Here is a 14,656-nt window from a genome sequence, read left to right as displayed (position 1 = left end):
TTATCTCAGTTGGCTCAGCGCCTCACGCATTCCGTGGGCGATGATATTTTGCAGGTGTTGGGTGACAGCCGCAGCCAGTCCGGGCTGACGGGTTAAATCTTCACCCCAGTGTTGCGCGTCGCTGAGTACGCCGTTCACCAGCTGTTGCGGTGACAGCTGATCCGCATCAAGTGCTTTCCAGGCGTCGGCGTAGCGCTGTAACCACTGCGGCTCGTCCTGCAATGGCCAGCTTTTGCCGGCTGACTCGCCGCGATAAAAAGCGATCAGCGCGGCCAGCGCAAAGGTGATGTGTGTCGGCCACTCGCCGGTTTGCTGATGCGCGGCAAGGAGTGGGGTCAGCAGACGGGTGCGGAATTTGGTCATGCCATTAAGGGCAATCGACAGCAGCGCGTGGCGAATAAACGGATTGCGGAAACGACGCTGTACCGCATCGGCAAACGCGTGCAGTTCATCGGCAGGCAGATCCAGCGTCGGGATCACTTCGTGACGCAGCAGGTTATCCACAAATCCGGCGATAGCCGGATCGGCCATCGCCTCTCCCACACTCTCAATACCGGCCAGAAACGCGACCGGTACCATTGCAGTGTGCGCGCCATTGAGAATGGCCACTTTTTGCGCTTTATAGGGCGCAATGTCATCCACATGCCGAACCTGCGGCGACAGCGCCGCCAGCTTCAGTTCATTAAACAGCGCCGACGGCCCCTGAATCACAAACTGATAGTAGACTTCGCCCGCCACCAGATAGCGATCTTCATAACCCAGCTCGCGTTGTAGCTGCTCGCTTTCCGCCGGGAAGCCGGTGACGATGCGGTCGACCAGGGTGTTATAGAACGCGCAGTGCTGATGAACCCAGGTTTTAAATTCGGAGGGCAGATGCCACTGATCGGCGTAGCGCAGCACCAGATCGCGCAGCGTGTCGCCGTTATGGTCAATCAGCTCGCACGGCACCACCAGCCAGCCCCGGTCGCTGGCGCCATTGAAGTGGGAATAGCGCGCCCACAGCAGCTGCGTCAGTTTGCCAGGGAAACTGCTGGCAGGCTGATCGGTAAGCTGATCCGTGCCGACAAAGGCGATGCCCGCTTCGGTGGTATTGGAGAAGACCATGCGCAGATCCGGATTACGGGCCAGCGCCATAAACTCGCCGAACTGCTGCCAGGGCTGGATTTCACGGTTGAGACTGCGGATCAGCCGGGTTTCGCTGACCTGCTCGCCCTGATCGTTCAGCCCGCGGATCAGTGTGGTATAGAGTCCATCCTGCTGATTCAGGCTGTCGCTGACTTCACGGTTGCGCGGCCGCACCACTACGATCCCGGCATCGGTGCCCTGATGTTCATTAAGCCAGTCGATCTGCCAGTCAATAAAGGCGCGCAGGAAGTTGCCTTCGCCGAACTGGATCACCCGGTCGCGATAGACGGCGCCCGGAAAGTCGTGACGGTTTAGCCTTTTCATTATCAGGCTCCCAGCTCGATGCCGAAGTAATCGCGGGCATTGTTGAAGCAGATGTTCTGTACCATCTGACCTAACAGTGCTTCATCGGCTGGCGCTTCACCCTGCTCCACCCAGCGGCCTATCATCTGGCACAGCAGCCGGCGGAAATATTCGTGGCGGGTGTAGGAGAGGAAGCTGCGGCTATCGGTCAGCATGCCGACGAAACGGCTCAGCAGACCAATCTGCGCCAGCTGCGTCATCTGACGCTGCATACCATCCAGCTGGTCGTTGAACCACCAGGCTGAACCGAATTGCATCTTGCCCGCCTGACCTTCGCCCTGGAAGTTGCCCGCCATGGTGGCCAGCACTTCGTTGTCGCGCGGGTTCAGGCAGTAGAGAATGGTTTTAGGCAGCGCATTATTGAGATTCTGCGCGCCCAGCAGGCGTGCCAGCGGTTCGGCCAGCGGCTGGTCGTTGATCGAATCGAAGCCGACATCAGGCCCCAGCAGCTGGTACTGGCGCGGATTGGTGTTGCGCAGTGCGCCAATGTGATACTGCTGCACCCAGCCACGGCGGGCATATTCGCTGCCCAGCCAGACCAGCACCGCCGTTTTAAACTGTGCCGTTTCCTGCGGGTTGGGCGCGGCACCGCTGCGACGACGCGCCAGAATCGCATCCAGCGTGGCGTCATCCGCCTCGGCGTAGCAGACCACATCCAGCGCGTGATCGGAGACTTTACAGCCGTGCGCCGCGAAGTGATCCAGCCGCTGATGCAGTGCGCTGCGCAGATCGTCAAAACGCTGCACGCTGATATCCGTCAGCTGCTCCAGCGTCTCGATCCACGGCAGGAAGGTTTCCGCTTCGATATTAAACGCTTTGTCCGGACGCCAGCTCGGCAGCACTTTAACGCTGAAACTGGCATCGTCTGCCAGCGCGCGGTGATGGCGCAGGTCATCCAGCGGATCGTCAGTGGTGCCCACCATCTTCACCTTCATCTGCTGCATGATGCCGCGCGTGGTAAAGCTATCCTGCGCCAGCAGTTCATTGCAGCGATGCCAGATGCTGTCAGCCGTTTTCTCAGAAAGCAGCGTATCGGTAATACCGAAAGGCCGGCGTAACTCCAGGTGGGTCCAGTGATAGAGCGGGTTGCCGATAGTGTGCGGCACGGTACGCGCCCAGGCGTCAAATTTTTCACGATCGCTGGCGTTACCGGTACAGAACGCCTCAGCCACACCGTTGGCGCGCATGGCCCGCCACTTATAGTGATCGCCCTTCAGCCAGATGTCATAAAGGTTGGCGAAGCGATAATTTTCGGCAATCTGCTGCGGCGGCAAGTGGCAGTGATAGTCGAAAATCGGCTGATCCTTTGCATAGTCGTGATAGAGACGACGGGCGAATTCGGTATCCAGCAAAAAATCTTCGGTCATGAAACGTGACATACATGCTTCCTCATCGACTGAACCACGGATGGCCCAAAGTTATCATACCAATTTTAGTCCGTTACGGATTTATTTGCGATCCTGCTCACATAAACGGCGGTAGCTGGCTGCCGTTATGGACGTTTTTGTCGCCCGCATCGCGCTAAATGGCTGTCATTACGCAGGTTTCCAGTATCCCACAGTGCAGAAAGGGTTTTTGTGATGGCTCTCAACTTTTAAAGTTGTATAACAAGTTAGGCTCTCGCCCCATCGTGAGGTCGTTAGCGACTCACAAATGGCAAGGTCATAACAGGGTTGCTCATACAGAACCTGCGGGCGTGAGCAGAGCTGCATCACGTGCTGTCCCGCTCCAGATAACAACAGCGGCAAGACCGCATACAGAACTGGAAGAGGTAGAGGATGCGTAAGATCAAAGGGTTACGCTGGTACATGATTGGACTGGTGACGCTCGGTACGGTGTTAGGGTATCTGACCCGTAACACCATTGCCGTGGCGGCCCCGACATTAATGTCAGAGCTGCATATCACCACGCAGCAGTACTCCTACATAATTGCGGCCTATTCAGCCTGCTACACGCTGATGCAACCGGTGGCAGGTTATGTACTGGATCTGCTCGGCACCAAAGTCGGCTACGCGGTGTTTGCTATTATGTGGGCGATTTTCTGTGCCGCTACCGCGATGGCGGGCAGCTGGGGCGGACTGGCGCTGGCACGTGGCGCAGTCGGTGCGGCTGAAGCGGCGATGATCCCGGCCGGACTGAAAGCGAGCAGCGAATGGTTCCCGGCTAAAGAGCGTTCGGTCGCCGTGGGCTACTTTAACGTGGGTTCGTCTATCGGTGCGATGCTGGCTCCGCCGCTGGTGGTCTGGGCGATTGTGGCGCACAGCTGGCAGATGGCATTTATCATGACCGGTGTGCTGAGCATGGCCTGGGCACTCAGCTGGCTGGTGTTTTACAAGCACCCGAAACAGCAGAAGAAGCTGAGCGATGAAGAGCGCGACTATATTATCTCCGGCCAGGAAGCGCAGCATCAGACCGGCAACACCCGCAAAATGTCAGCACTGGAGATTATCCGTAACCGCCAGTTCTGGGGTATTGCCCTGCCGCGCTTTCTGGCAGAACCGGCCTGGGGAACGTTCAACGCCTGGATTCCGCTGTTTATGTTTAAGGTATACGGCTTCAATCTGAAAGAGATTGCGATGTTCGCCTGGATGCCGATGCTGTTCGCGGACTTCGGCTGCATCCTCGGTGGCTATCTGCCGCCGCTGTTTCAGCGCTGGTTCGGCGTTAACCTGATCGTCTCCCGCAAGATGGTCGTGACGATGGGTGCGGTGTTAATGATTGCGCCGGGCACCATCGGCCTGTTCACCAGCCCCTACGTCGCCATTGGTCTGCTGTGCATCGGCGGGTTTGCGCATCAGGCCCTCTCTGGCGCGCTAATCACCCTCTCCTCAGACGTTTTCGGCCGCAATGAAGTTGCCACGGCTAACGGCCTGACCGGCATGGCAGCCTGGACCGCCAGCACCATGTTTGCGCTGGTGGTCGGTGCACTGGCCGATACGCTGGGCTTCAGCCCGCTGTTTGCCGCGCTGGCGGTGTTTGATCTGCTGGGCGCCGTCGTTATCTGGACGGTTCTGAAAAATAAACCCATTTCAGAGCTGAATGCCGAAGCTGTTATTCCGCAGGCCAGCGCCGTTCGCAGTTAATCTGCCGGGCTGGCGCAAGCCAGCCCATTTCCTCGCACCTCCTGAAGTGGTATAACAACTTATCTGTCTGCTACCAGGATTGTGCTATGGACTTCACTGAATCCCGTCGACTTTATCAACAGCTGGCCAGCGAGCTGAAAAGCCGCATTGAAACCGGGATCTATCCGGTGGGTGACAAACTGCCTGCTGAGCGCCTGATTGCCGAAGAGATGGAAGTGAGCCGCACCGTCGTACGTGAAGCGATCATCATGCTGGAAGTTGAAGGCTATGTTGAGGTCCGCAAAGGCTCGGGCATCCACGTCATTGCCAGCCAGCAGCAGAACCGCATCGCTTCCACCAGCAGTCAGCTGGAGTTCGCCACGTTTGGCCCCTTCGAACTGCTCCAGGCTCGTCAGCTGATTGAGAGTAATGTGGCCGAGTTCGCTGCAACGCAGGTAACGCGTCAGGACATTATCGACCTGATGGCGATTCAGGAAAAAGCCCGCCAGGAGGATCACTTCCGCGACTCCGAGTGGGATATGCAGTTTCATGTACGTATCGCGCAATCCACTCAGAACAGTGCTTTAGCCGCCATCGTTGAAAAAATGTGGCTGCATCGCCTGCACAATCCCTACTGGCTCAAACTTCACGAACACATCGACCAGCGCAGCATTCTCAGCTGGTGCGACGACCACGATCAGATTCTTAAAGCTCTGATGCGCAAAGATCCCGCCGCCAGCAAACTGGCGATGTGGCAACATCTGGAAAATACTAAACAGATGCTGTTTAACGCGACGGCGGATGATTTTGAATTTAACGTGGATCGATACATGTTTGGTGAGAATCCGGTCATCCTGCCTGATGGGTCCAATAACGCCCGCTAAAAGTGCCTGAAAATGCCCTGAGATGGTCAGTTAATCTGCAATAGTGTCAGGTCATGTAAAGCTCCTTTTTACACGCCGTTTCACAAGGTAAAACTCCTGTTCGCCAGAGAGTTTTCCTGTCTCAGCCAGGCGATTTTTGTTACAGTTATCGCCCTTTTATTACCCTTTGCGACTGGGGGTTATAAAGTCGCTGATTTAACAATCAATTCTGGAAGGATCCGGAAAATCCCGCCCAGGCTGCGCTCCTAAAATTTATAACGAAATGCCGGTCTGCGTTTAAGTCCCTGTGGGACATGTTTAACAATGATGTTCAGGAATGAATTGATGGATATTTTGCAATCGTTGCTGCATGCCCTCTGGCAGCAGGACTACGAAACCCTCTCCGATCCCACGCTGGTATGGGCCATTTACGGCGTGCTGTTTATGATTTTGTTTTTAGAAAATGGCCTTCTTCCCGCTGCATTTCTGCCGGGTGACAGTCTGCTGATTCTGGTCGGCGTACTGATTGCCAAAGGCACCATGAGCTTCCCCCTGACGATTCTGGTGTTAACGACCGGTGCCAGTCTTGGCTGCTGGGTGAGCTACTTACAGGGCCGCTGGCTGGGTAACACGCCCACGGTACAGAAATGGCTCTCCCATCTTCCCGCCCAGTATCATCTGCGCGCGCACAGCATGTTCCATCGTCACGGCTTATCTGCCCTGCTGATTGGTCGCTTTATCGCGTTTGTGCGTACTCTGCTGCCTACCATCGCCGGATTGTCAGGCCTCAGTAATGCTCGCTTTCAGTTCTTCAACTGGGTAAGTGCGTTCCTGTGGGTAGTGATTCTGACCGTTATCGGCTTCGCGCTGGGTAAAACCCCGATTTTCCGTCGTTATGAAGATGAGATGATGTTCTTCCTGATGATGCTGCCGCTGGCGCTGCTGGTGTTTGGTCTGGTGGGATCGCTGGTGGTGATATGGCGTAAGCGTCAGGCGAATCAGAACGGGAAAGCCGAGTAATGAAACTGCTGCAGGCTATTCCTAAACGGTGGTTACCGTGGTTGATCGCTGGCGTTTTTGCGCTGGTCGCGCTTTGTGTGGTCCCCGGTCTGATGAAGCACGAGACGGTGGTGCAGATTCGGGTTTCCCATGCTGGCGCCACCCTGCCCGATGGTTTTTATCTCTACCAGCAATTAAGTGCGCAGGGTATTCGTATCAAAAGCATTACGCCTGCGGGTGATGCACTGATCATCCATTTTGATAGCGAAGAGCAGAGCCTGGCGGCCCAGAAGGTGTTACGCCGTCTGCTGCCACAGGGCTTTATTGTGGCGCAGCACGATCACTCTCAGCACCTCTCACTGGCGTAATCTCCCGACTCCCCTCTCCTTTTCAGACCGTCGCGCCATCGCTCGGCGGTCTGAAAGGCGCTCTATCTCCCGGTCTTCTTTGAACTTTTTACTATGGGTGTCTATGCTTAAGCGAGAGTCGATTCTTAGCACCCGCAGCCATATGATTACGCGGGTGATGATGGATCAGGTCGCAATGGAAGGGTCCAGGACCAATGAAATATCAAGTATTACTGGGAGTCGCGCTGTTTTCGCTGTCGGGTTCGCTGCTGGCGGCAGAATCGCTGTGTGAGCAGAAAGAGCAGGATATTCAGCGTGAAATCGGGATGGCGCAGAAGCATAACAACCAGCGCCGGGTTAACGGTCTGGAGCGCGCGCTGACCGAAGTCCGGGCCGATTGCAGCGACAAAAAGCTCGAGGCCGCCCATCTGGAAAGAATTAACGCTCAGAAGCAGAAAGTTGCTGAGCGTGAGCACGCACTCAGGGAAGAGCGTGAAGAGGGCCATGACAAGGAGAAGATTGCTAAGCGACAACAAAAACTGGATGAAGCGCGCCGGGAGCTGAAAAAGTTACAGGCGGAGCCCTATTAATCGGAACTAACCAACTGATGTTAAAGGAGTATTTTATGTCTAAAGACACATCATCGGAACATTTGCGTGCTGAACTGAAAAACCTGGCCGATACCCTGGAAGAGGTGCTGAGCAGCAGCACTGAAAAATCCAAAGGCGAGCTGGATAAACTTCGCAATAAAGCGCGTGTGGCGCTGGATAGCTCACGTGAACGTCTGGGCGAATCAAGCGAGCGCATTGCTGCGACCACCCGCGAAGCGGCGCAAAAAGCCGAAGGCTACGTGCGTGAAAATCCATGGCATGGTGTGGGTATCGGTGCAGCGATTGGCGTCGCACTGGGCATGCTCATTTCGCGTCGATAATTATGGCTGACTCACAGCATAACCACGGCCCGGCTAAAGGGGTCATTAACATCGGCCAGCGCATTGTTACCACGCTGGTTGGCATGGTCGAGACACGCGTTCGTCTGGCAGTGGTGGAACTGGAGCACGAGAAAGCTAACCTGATTCAGCTGCTGTTGATGGTTGGCCTGACAATGCTGTTCACTGCATTTGGTCTGATGAGCCTGATGGTTCTGATTATCTGGGCAGTGGATGCGCAGTACCGTCTGATGGCCATTGGCATCACGACCGGCACGCTGCTACTGCTGGCGGTTATTCTGGGGCTCTGGACGCTTCACAAATCACGTCAGTCCACGCTGTTGCGCCACACGCGCAAGGAGCTGGAAACAGACCGGGATTTACTTGAGGACCAGCGCTGATGAGCCGCCGCGAGCGTGAAGAACGCATCCATGAACTGCTTAAGCATGTGCAGCAGCAGCGGCTGGATTTAAGCGCTGCGCGGCGTGACTGGCTGGAAGGCACCGCCCATTACGATCGCGGCTGGTTCACCTTCCTCAGCTTACGCCGCTACCTGGCCATTGGCAGCAGTGCGCTGGCTATCTACTCCGTTCGCAGTCCCAACATGCTGTTACGCTGGGTAAAACGGGGATTCGGCGCCTGGAGTACCTGGCGCATGATCAAGTCCGCTCTGCCACCGCGTTAATTTTGCTAAAAGCCGGTCCTGAAAAGGCCGGCTTTTCTTCATCAGAATTTCTGAAAAACACTGACAGTATATCTCGCTTACAACCTTTCCACTCCGCGACTATCATCTCCAGCTATCAACCCAATGAACGCAATACTGCTTTCAGCGGGCATAAACCTTGCGGGCAGCTTGCCCTGCATCCCTGATAGCGCTGGAGTAAATGATGAAAAAATTCGAAGACGTTGGTTTGTTACTGGCTCGCATCCTGATGCCAATCCTGTTCATTACGGCTGGCTGGGGCAAAATCACCGGTTATGCAGGCACTCAGCAATATATGGAAGCAATGGGCGTTCCGGGCTTTATGCTGCCACTGGTTATCCTGCTGGAGTTTGGCGGCGGTCTGGCTATCCTGTTTGGTTTCCTGACCCGCTTTACTGCCCTGTTTACTGCAGGCTTCACCATCCTGACCGCGTTTCTGTTCCACAGTAACTTTGCCGAAGGCGTGAACCAGCTGATGTTCATGAAGAACCTCTCTATCGCCGGTGGTTTCCTGGTGTTAGGTCTGGTGGGTCCTGGTGCATACAGCATTGATCGCCTGATCAGCAAAAGAAAAACACAGCCAGCGATTGCGCGCTAATCTCACATAAAGCGTAATGCCACATATACTTAGCAGGGCGGGGACATTTCCCCGCCCTGTTTGCATTGGAGCCATTATGGGACAGTTAATTGACGGTGTCTGGCATGACACCTGGTACGACACCAAATCTACCGGCGGACGCTTCAAGCGTTCAGAGTCGGCTTTCCGCAACTGGGTTACCGCGGATGGCAGTGCTGGCCCGGTGGGTAAAGCGGGATTTGTCGCCGAACGCGACCGCTATCATCTTTATGTCTCGCTGGCCTGCCCCTGGGCGCACCGCACGCTGCTGATGCGTCAGCTGAAGGGCCTTGATAGCATGATCGATGTCTCCGTAGTGCATCCGCTGATGCTGGAGAATGGCTGGACGTTCGATGATAATTTTCAGGATGCGACCGGCGATAAGCTCTACCAGAATGAGTTCCTCTATCAGCTCTATCTGCACGCCGATCCGCAATACAGTGGCCGCGTAACCGTGCCGGTATTGTGGGACAAGCAGCAGAACACCATCGTCAGCAATGAGTCTGCCGATATCATCCGCATGTTCAACAGTGCGTTTGATGCTGTCGGTGCCCGTGCCGGGGATTATTATCCTGTTGCTCTGCACGAAAAGATTGATGAACTGAATAGCTGGATCTACGACACCGTGAACAACGGCGTTTACAAAGCAGGCTTTGCCACTTCTCAGTCCGCTTACGAGGAGGCAGTCACTGCGCTGTTCCATTCGCTGTCGCGGCTGGAGCAGATTTTAGGCCAGCATCGCTATCTTACTGGCGATCAATTGACCGAAGCGGATCTGCGGTTGTGGACCACACTGGTGCGATTTGATCCGGTCTATGTGACCCACTTTAAATGCGATCGCCATCGCATCAGTGACTACAGAAACCTGAGTGGTTTCCTGCGTGATATCTATCAGATGCCTGGTATCGCAGAGACGGTTAATCTGCCGCATATTCGTCATCACTACTATTGCAGCCATAAGACCATCAACCCGAATGGCGTCATTTCGCTGGGCCCGGCGTTTGACTGGGATGAACCGCACGGCCGCGGTTAAGCTGCCTGCATATCGCGCAGGGAGCAGATACAATCTGACCGCAATGACAATCTAAACGCGAAGGGAACAGGGTCAGAAGAGGAAAGCGTTCCGCGCCAGGGATGGCGCGGGCCGAGCATGTCAGGGATGACGGATTTTGCGACTTTCCGATCTGACCCTGTTTCCTGCGCAGGCGCGATCTCCCAGCCAATCATTAACCGCACTCTTTCAGGAATAAGCGTCGTGGGCAGTCATTCATCCTGTCACCGCGCGTCACAAAGCAAAAACCCCGCCGAAGCGGGGTTTTTGATAAAAAGTCGAAGCTGACCGTTAAGCCGGGTTCTGTCGTGGACAGTCATTCATCTAGGCCAGCAATCGCTCACTGGCTCAAGCAGCCTACCCGGGTTCAGTACGGGCCGTACCTTATGAACCCCTATTTGGCCTTGCTCCGGGTGGAGTTTACCGTGCCACGAACTGTTGCCAGTCGCGCGGTGCGCTCTTACCGCACCCTTTCACCCTTACCTGATCCCATTTCTGGGCCATCGGCGGTTTGCTCTCTGTTGCACTGGTCGTAGGCTTGCGCCTCCCAGGCGTTACCTGGCACCCTGCCCTATGGAGCCCGGACTTTCCTCCCCTCTGCCCGTCTCCCCACAAGTGAGGACGACGACAAAGCGGCGACTGTCTGGTCAGCTTCGGCGCGGGATAATAGGACATTCGCCGGCGTTTGTCACGCCTCTTGCTGCTCCAGCGCATACTTATAAAGCGCATTTTTCTTCACGCTGTGGATCTCAGCGGTCAGCGCAGCCGCGCGTTTCAACGGCAGCTCTTTTTGCAGCAGCGCCAGCGTACGCAGCGCATCGGCCGGTAACGCATCTTCATCATCGGTCTTGTACCCTTCGACAATCAGCACCATCTCGCCTTTGCGACGATTCTCATCTTCTTTTACCCACGCCAGCAGCTCGCCGACCGGTGCACCGTAGATCGACTCCCAGGTTTTGGTCAGCTCGCGCGCCAGCACCACGTAGCGTTCGGCACCCAGCTCACTCACCATATCCTGCAGGCTGTCGATCAGACGGTGGGTCGACTCATAGAAAATCAGCGTGCGCGGCTCCTGCACCAGCGCCCGCAGGGCGTCGCAACGGCCTTTGGTTTTGGCGGGCAGAAACCCTTCGTAACAGAAACGATCGGATGGCAGCCCTGCAGCACTTAACGCAGCAATGGCAGCACAGGCGCCCGGCAGCGGCACCACACGAATGCCCGCTTCACGGCAGCGACGCACCAGATGGTAGCCCGGATCGTTGATCAGCGGCGTGCCAGCATCAGAAACTAAGGCTATGCTTTGACCCTCCTGCAGCTTCGTCAGCAGCAGTTCAGCCTTGTGCTGCTCGTTGTGGTCATGAAGTGAGAAGAGTCGCGCATTGATGGCGAAATGTTGTAGCAACAGTCCGGTATGACGTGTATCTTCCGCAGCGACCAGATCGACGCTCGAAAGCACCGTCAGCGCCCGCTGGGTGATATCACCCAAATTACCAATCGGGGTTGGAACGATGTAGAGCGTGCTGGCAGAAATCTCTGCCCGATCGAGTTGTTTCATTGTTTCATCCGAATTGCCGATTTAATATTGAGCATCTTGAAAAAAACATCACTGGATACAGTATGCTTCCTTCAAAAGTCGTTCGTCATAAAGCAGGACGCTTTCTGCCTGTCATTCTTGCTGGGCTGATTTTAGCCGCATGTAGCGGTCAGGGGCCGCAAACCTCAACCGTCAATATTCAGGGGCCCGTCACAGCCAGCTCCGCTTACTATCTGCAGCAAGCGCAGCAAAGCAGCGATGATAGCAAGACCGACTGGCAATTACTTGCAATCCGCGCCCTGTTGAAGGAAGGAAAGTATCCTGAGGCGACTCAGCAACTGAGCCAGTTGCCGCAGCAGCTCTCTGAGACGCAGCAACAGGAATCCCTGCTGCTGAAAGCGCAATTGCTGATTGCACAGCAGAAGATCAAAGACGCCGAACCGCTGTTAGCGGCAGTGAAAACCGGCGCACTGTCGCAGGATCAGCTGGCGCGTTATTACAGCCTGCAGATCGCCAGCGCACAGGGTCGCCCTTCACTCTCGCTGCTGCGCAACTATATTGCCCAGGAGCCGCTGCTGAAAGGCACCGATCATCAGGGCAATATCGACGCCACCTGGCAGACACTGACCCAGATGTCGCCGCAGGAAGTCAGCAACCTGGTCATCAATGCCGATGAAAATGTGCTGCAGGGCTGGCTGGATCTGCTCGCGGTCTGGCGCGCCAACACGCAGGATGCTGAGATGCTCAAGTCAGGCATCAAAGACTGGCAGACCCGCTATCCGCAGAACCCGGCGGCCAAAACGCTGCCGACGCAGCTGAGCCAGATGCAGAACTACACCAAAGCTTCAACCAGCATCATCGCGCTGCTGCTGCCGCTGAATGGCCAGGCGCAGGTGTTCGCCAACGCGATTCAGAAAGGCTTTAACGACGCGAAGAATGGCATCTCCGCGCCGGTCGCTCAGCCTGCGGCAGCTCAGCCCGCCGCTGCTGATGCAACCGCCAGCACCCAACCCGCTGCCGCTGCTGGTTCTTCCACCGATCCAATCAGCGCGCCGCAGCAGCAACAGCCTGCCGACGCGACGCCACAGCCTCAATCACAGCCTGCTGCCGCGGAACCGGCCAGCAACGCACAGATCAAGGTCTATGACACCAGCAGCCAGCCGATTGAACAGGTGATGCAGCAGGCACAGCAGGATGGTGCCACCATCGTGGTCGGCCCGCTGCTTAAGAGCAACGTTGAGAAGGTCGCCAACAGCCAGACGCCACTGAATGTGCTGGCGCTCAACGAGCCGGAAAAGATCCAGAACCATCCGAATATTTGCTACTTTGCGCTTTCTCCTGAAGACGAAGCGCGCGATGCGGCGCACCATATCTGGGATCAGGGCAAACGCCAGCCGCTGTTGCTGGTTCCGCGTAGTGGACTGGGCGATCGCGTCACCAATGCCTTTGCTCAGGAGTGGCAGACGCTGGGTGGCAGCACCGTGATGCAGCAGCGCTTTGGTTCGACCTCAGAGCTGAAACAGGGCATTAACAGCGGCGCGGGCATCAGTTTATCCGGTACGCCAGTGAACGCTGCACCTGCCGAGCCGCAGGGTGTTACGATTGCGGGCCTGACTATCCCGGCACCGCAGCAGAACACGCCAGATGTGGTCAGCACCAGCAGCGGCGGCGGTGTCGATGCGGTCTACATCGTCTCAACGCAGGACGAACTGCAGCTGATCAAACCGATGATCACCATGCGCACCGGCAGTCGCAGCAATATCTCGCTCTACGCCAGTTCGCGCAGCGCGCAAGCCGGTGCCGGCCCGGACTTCCGTCTGGAAATGGATGGCCTGCAGTTCAGCGATATTCCGCTGCTCTCCGGCAGCAATCCTGGCCTGATGCAGCAGACATCAAAGTCATTCAATAATGACTATTCGCTGGTGCGCCTCTATGCCATGGGAATGGATGCCTGGACGCTGGCGAATCACTTTAACCAGATGCGTCAGTCACCTGGCTTTACGCTGGACGGCAATACCGGCAAGCTCAGCGCCGACACGGATTGTGTGATCAACAGGAAGTTGACATGGAACCAGTATCGTCGGGGCGAAATCGCACCGGCCAACTAAATCGGCGTCAGACTGGCGCCAGGTATGAAGAAGATGCCCGGCGCTATCTGGAGCAGGCTGGCCTGATATGGGTCGCCAGTAATGTTCACTTTCGCAATGGTGAACTTGACCTGATAATGCGTGACGGGCACTGTTGGGTGTTTGTTGAAGTTCGCTACCGACGCGATGCGCGTTATGGTGGCGCGCTCGCCAGCGTAACCCGGAATAAACAACAAAAGCTGCTGCGCGCTGCCGCTCTCTGGCTGGCGCAACGCGGCGGCAGTTTTGAAACAGTGAATTGCCGTTTCGACATCATCGCCATTACCGGCACGGCGCTCGAGTGGCTGCCGAATGCCTTTAATGCAGACGTTTAGAACCAGGTGGTCGTGTGCAGGACAGAATTAAAGCGTGTTTTACCGAAAGTATTCAAACTCAGATTGCCGCAGCCGAAGCGTTGCCCGATGCCATCTCCCGCGCCGCTATGACGCTGGTGCAGTCGTTACTGAATGGCAATAAAATCCTGAGCTGTGGCAACGGTGCCTCATCCGCCAATGCACAGCACTTCGCCGCCAGCATGATCAACCGTTTCGAGACCGAACGCCCAAGCTTACCGGCGCTGGCGTTGAGCGCCGACAACGTGATGCTGACCGCGATTGGTAATGACCGCCTGCACGATGAAATCTATGCCAAGCAGGTGCGCGCTCTGGGACACGCAGGCGATGTGTTACTGGCTATCTCAACCCGTGGCAACACTCGTGACATCGTTAAGGCCGTGGAAGCGGCGGTAACACGCGATATGACTATCGTTGCGCTTACCGGGTATGATGGCGGAGAGCTCGCCGGACTGCTGGGTCCGCAGGATGTGGAGATCCGCATTCCGTCGCACCGCAGCGCCCGTATTCAGGAGATGCATATGCTCACCGTTAATTGCTTATGCGATCTGATCGATAACACTCTCTTTCCCCATCAGGAATGACC

At 56.2% G+C, this 14,656-nt stretch carries 16 protein-coding genes and 1 other RNA gene; 13 read left to right on the top strand and 4 right to left on the bottom strand.

Annotation, left to right across the window (positions count from 1 at the left end):
* Together ACK13D_RS08020 and uxaC are read right to left on the bottom strand one after the other, a co-directional pair.
* Nucleotides 1-1,449 carry a tagaturonate reductase gene (locus ACK13D_RS08020; RefSeq protein WP_050679851.1) on the bottom strand — a complete coding sequence of 483 codons (1,449 nt, stop codon included), beginning with the start codon at nucleotides 1,447-1,449 and terminating at the stop codon, nucleotides 1-3.
* A gap of 2 nt (nucleotides 1,450-1,451) precedes the next feature.
* Nucleotides 1,452-2,867: a glucuronate isomerase gene (gene uxaC / locus ACK13D_RS08015; protein ID WP_010256553.1), complete on the bottom strand. Its 1,416-nt coding sequence runs from the start codon at nucleotides 2,865-2,867 to the stop codon at nucleotides 1,452-1,454.
* A gap of 399 nt (nucleotides 2,868-3,266) precedes the next feature.
* On the opposite strand from uxaC, the gene ACK13D_RS08010 reads away from it, so the two are divergent.
* From ACK13D_RS08010 to ACK13D_RS07965, 10 genes are all read left to right on the top strand, one after another.
* Nucleotides 3,267-4,571, top strand: a complete 1,305-nt coding sequence (locus ACK13D_RS08010) for an MFS transporter (protein ID WP_010699779.1) — start codon at nucleotides 3,267-3,269, stop codon at nucleotides 4,569-4,571.
* Nucleotides 4,572-4,657: 86 nt separating this feature from the next.
* The gene (exuR, locus tag ACK13D_RS08005; RefSeq protein WP_022623920.1) at nucleotides 4,658-5,434 is read left to right on the top strand and encodes a transcriptional regulator ExuR; all 777 of its coding nucleotides are present in this window, start codon (nucleotides 4,658-4,660) and stop codon (nucleotides 5,432-5,434) included.
* 324 nt (nucleotides 5,435-5,758) lie between these two features.
* Nucleotides 5,759-6,433, top strand: a complete 675-nt coding sequence (locus ACK13D_RS08000; protein WP_010699781.1) for a DedA family protein — start codon at nucleotides 5,759-5,761, stop codon at nucleotides 6,431-6,433.
* On the top strand, nucleotides 6,433-6,780 hold the full coding sequence (gene mzrA, locus ACK13D_RS07995) for an EnvZ/OmpR regulon moderator MzrA (RefSeq protein ID WP_010256540.1): 348 nt from the start codon (nucleotides 6,433-6,435) through the stop codon (nucleotides 6,778-6,780). Before ACK13D_RS08000 ends, mzrA begins: the two co-directional genes overlap by 1 nt.
* Nucleotides 6,781-6,974: 194 nt before the next feature.
* Complete coding sequence (locus ACK13D_RS07990) at nucleotides 6,975-7,349, top strand: DUF1090 domain-containing protein (RefSeq protein WP_010256536.1); 375 nt, start codon at nucleotides 6,975-6,977, stop codon at nucleotides 7,347-7,349.
* A 35-nt stretch (nucleotides 7,350-7,384) separates the two neighbouring features.
* On the top strand, nucleotides 7,385-7,690 hold the full coding sequence (locus tag ACK13D_RS07985) for a DUF883 family protein (RefSeq protein ID WP_010256532.1): 306 nt from the start codon (nucleotides 7,385-7,387) through the stop codon (nucleotides 7,688-7,690).
* Nucleotides 7,691-7,692: 2 nt separating this feature from the next.
* Nucleotides 7,693-8,088: a phage holin family protein gene (locus ACK13D_RS07980; RefSeq protein ID WP_010256529.1), complete on the top strand. Its 396-nt coding sequence runs from the start codon at nucleotides 7,693-7,695 to the stop codon at nucleotides 8,086-8,088.
* Complete coding sequence (locus ACK13D_RS07975) at nucleotides 8,088-8,372, top strand: YqjK-like family protein (RefSeq protein ID WP_010256526.1); 285 nt, start codon at nucleotides 8,088-8,090, stop codon at nucleotides 8,370-8,372. Before ACK13D_RS07980 ends, ACK13D_RS07975 begins: the two co-directional genes overlap by 1 nt.
* Before the next feature lie 202 nt (nucleotides 8,373-8,574).
* Nucleotides 8,575-8,988, top strand: coding sequence for a DoxX family protein (locus tag ACK13D_RS07970; protein WP_010256522.1), 414 nt, complete (start codon nucleotides 8,575-8,577; stop codon nucleotides 8,986-8,988).
* Nucleotides 8,989-9,064: 76 nt separating this feature from the next.
* On the top strand, nucleotides 9,065-10,039 hold the full coding sequence (locus ACK13D_RS07965) for a glutathione S-transferase family protein (protein WP_418796091.1): 975 nt from the start codon (nucleotides 9,065-9,067) through the stop codon (nucleotides 10,037-10,039).
* A gap of 294 nt (nucleotides 10,040-10,333) precedes the next feature.
* On the opposite strand, the gene rnpB is transcribed toward ACK13D_RS07965, so the two are convergent.
* Both rnpB and rsmI read right to left on the bottom strand, forming a co-directional pair.
* Nucleotides 10,334-10,712: RNase P RNA component class A (gene rnpB, locus ACK13D_RS07960), an RNA gene on the bottom strand.
* 33 nt (nucleotides 10,713-10,745) lie between these two features.
* Complete coding sequence (gene rsmI, locus ACK13D_RS07955) at nucleotides 10,746-11,612, bottom strand: 16S rRNA (cytidine(1402)-2'-O)-methyltransferase (RefSeq protein ID WP_010256516.1); 867 nt, start codon at nucleotides 11,610-11,612, stop codon at nucleotides 10,746-10,748.
* A 62-nt stretch (nucleotides 11,613-11,674) separates the two neighbouring features.
* Here rsmI and ACK13D_RS07950 point away from each other — a divergent pair, with 62 nt between their 5' ends.
* From ACK13D_RS07950 to diaA, 3 genes are read left to right on the top strand one after another with little or no spacing between them, the layout of a single operon-like run.
* Entirely contained in the window at nucleotides 11,675-13,699 is a 2,025-nt protein-coding gene (locus ACK13D_RS07950; protein ID WP_045139594.1) for a penicillin-binding protein activator, read from the top strand.
* The gene (locus tag ACK13D_RS07945) at nucleotides 13,657-14,052 is read left to right on the top strand and encodes a YraN family protein (protein WP_010699787.1); all 396 of its coding nucleotides are present in this window, start codon (nucleotides 13,657-13,659) and stop codon (nucleotides 14,050-14,052) included. Before ACK13D_RS07950 ends, ACK13D_RS07945 begins: the two co-directional genes overlap by 43 nt.
* 14 nt (nucleotides 14,053-14,066) lie before the next feature.
* Nucleotides 14,067-14,654, top strand: coding sequence for a DnaA initiator-associating protein DiaA (diaA, locus tag ACK13D_RS07940; RefSeq protein WP_010256507.1), 588 nt, complete (start codon nucleotides 14,067-14,069; stop codon nucleotides 14,652-14,654).
* Nucleotides 14,655-14,656: the final 2 nt, after the last annotated feature.

The organism is Pantoea sp. K16 (assembly GCF_048452805.1).
GTDB classification, from domain to species: domain Bacteria; phylum Pseudomonadota; class Gammaproteobacteria; order Enterobacterales; family Enterobacteriaceae; genus Pantoea; species Pantoea agglomerans.
This window is presented reverse-complemented; position numbering and strand designations above follow the sequence as displayed.

Bases quoted from the DNA above. Each gene is read 5' to 3' on its own strand.
- ACK13D_RS07970 (WP_010256522.1), top strand. From the start codon at position 8,575: ATGAAAAAATTCGAAGACGTTGGTTTGTTACTGGCTCGCATCCTGATG.
- uxaC (WP_010256553.1), bottom strand. From the start codon at position 2,867: ATGTCACGTTTCATGACCGAAGATTTTTTGCTGGATACCGAATTCGCC.
- mzrA (WP_010256540.1), top strand. From the start codon at position 6,433: ATGAAACTGCTGCAGGCTATTCCTAAACGGTGGTTACCGTGGTTGATC.
- ACK13D_RS07975 (WP_010256526.1), top strand. From the start codon at position 8,088: ATGAGCCGCCGCGAGCGTGAAGAACGCATCCATGAACTGCTTAAGCAT.
- ACK13D_RS07980 (WP_010256529.1), top strand. From the start codon at position 7,693: ATGGCTGACTCACAGCATAACCACGGCCCGGCTAAAGGGGTCATTAAC.
- ACK13D_RS08020 (WP_050679851.1), bottom strand. From the start codon at position 1,449: ATGAAAAGGCTAAACCGTCACGACTTTCCGGGCGCCGTCTATCGCGAC.
- ACK13D_RS07950 (WP_045139594.1), top strand. From the start codon at position 11,675: ATGCTTCCTTCAAAAGTCGTTCGTCATAAAGCAGGACGCTTTCTGCCT.
- ACK13D_RS07965 (WP_418796091.1), top strand. From the start codon at position 9,065: ATGGGACAGTTAATTGACGGTGTCTGGCATGACACCTGGTACGACACC.
- rsmI (WP_010256516.1), bottom strand. From the start codon at position 11,612: ATGAAACAACTCGATCGGGCAGAGATTTCTGCCAGCACGCTCTACATC.
- ACK13D_RS07985 (WP_010256532.1), top strand. From the start codon at position 7,385: ATGTCTAAAGACACATCATCGGAACATTTGCGTGCTGAACTGAAAAAC.
- ACK13D_RS07945 (WP_010699787.1), top strand. From the start codon at position 13,657: ATGGAACCAGTATCGTCGGGGCGAAATCGCACCGGCCAACTAAATCGG.
- ACK13D_RS07990 (WP_010256536.1), top strand. From the start codon at position 6,975: ATGAAATATCAAGTATTACTGGGAGTCGCGCTGTTTTCGCTGTCGGGT.
- ACK13D_RS08010 (WP_010699779.1), top strand. From the start codon at position 3,267: ATGCGTAAGATCAAAGGGTTACGCTGGTACATGATTGGACTGGTGACG.
- exuR (WP_022623920.1), top strand. From the start codon at position 4,658: ATGGACTTCACTGAATCCCGTCGACTTTATCAACAGCTGGCCAGCGAG.
- ACK13D_RS08000 (WP_010699781.1), top strand. From the start codon at position 5,759: ATGGATATTTTGCAATCGTTGCTGCATGCCCTCTGGCAGCAGGACTAC.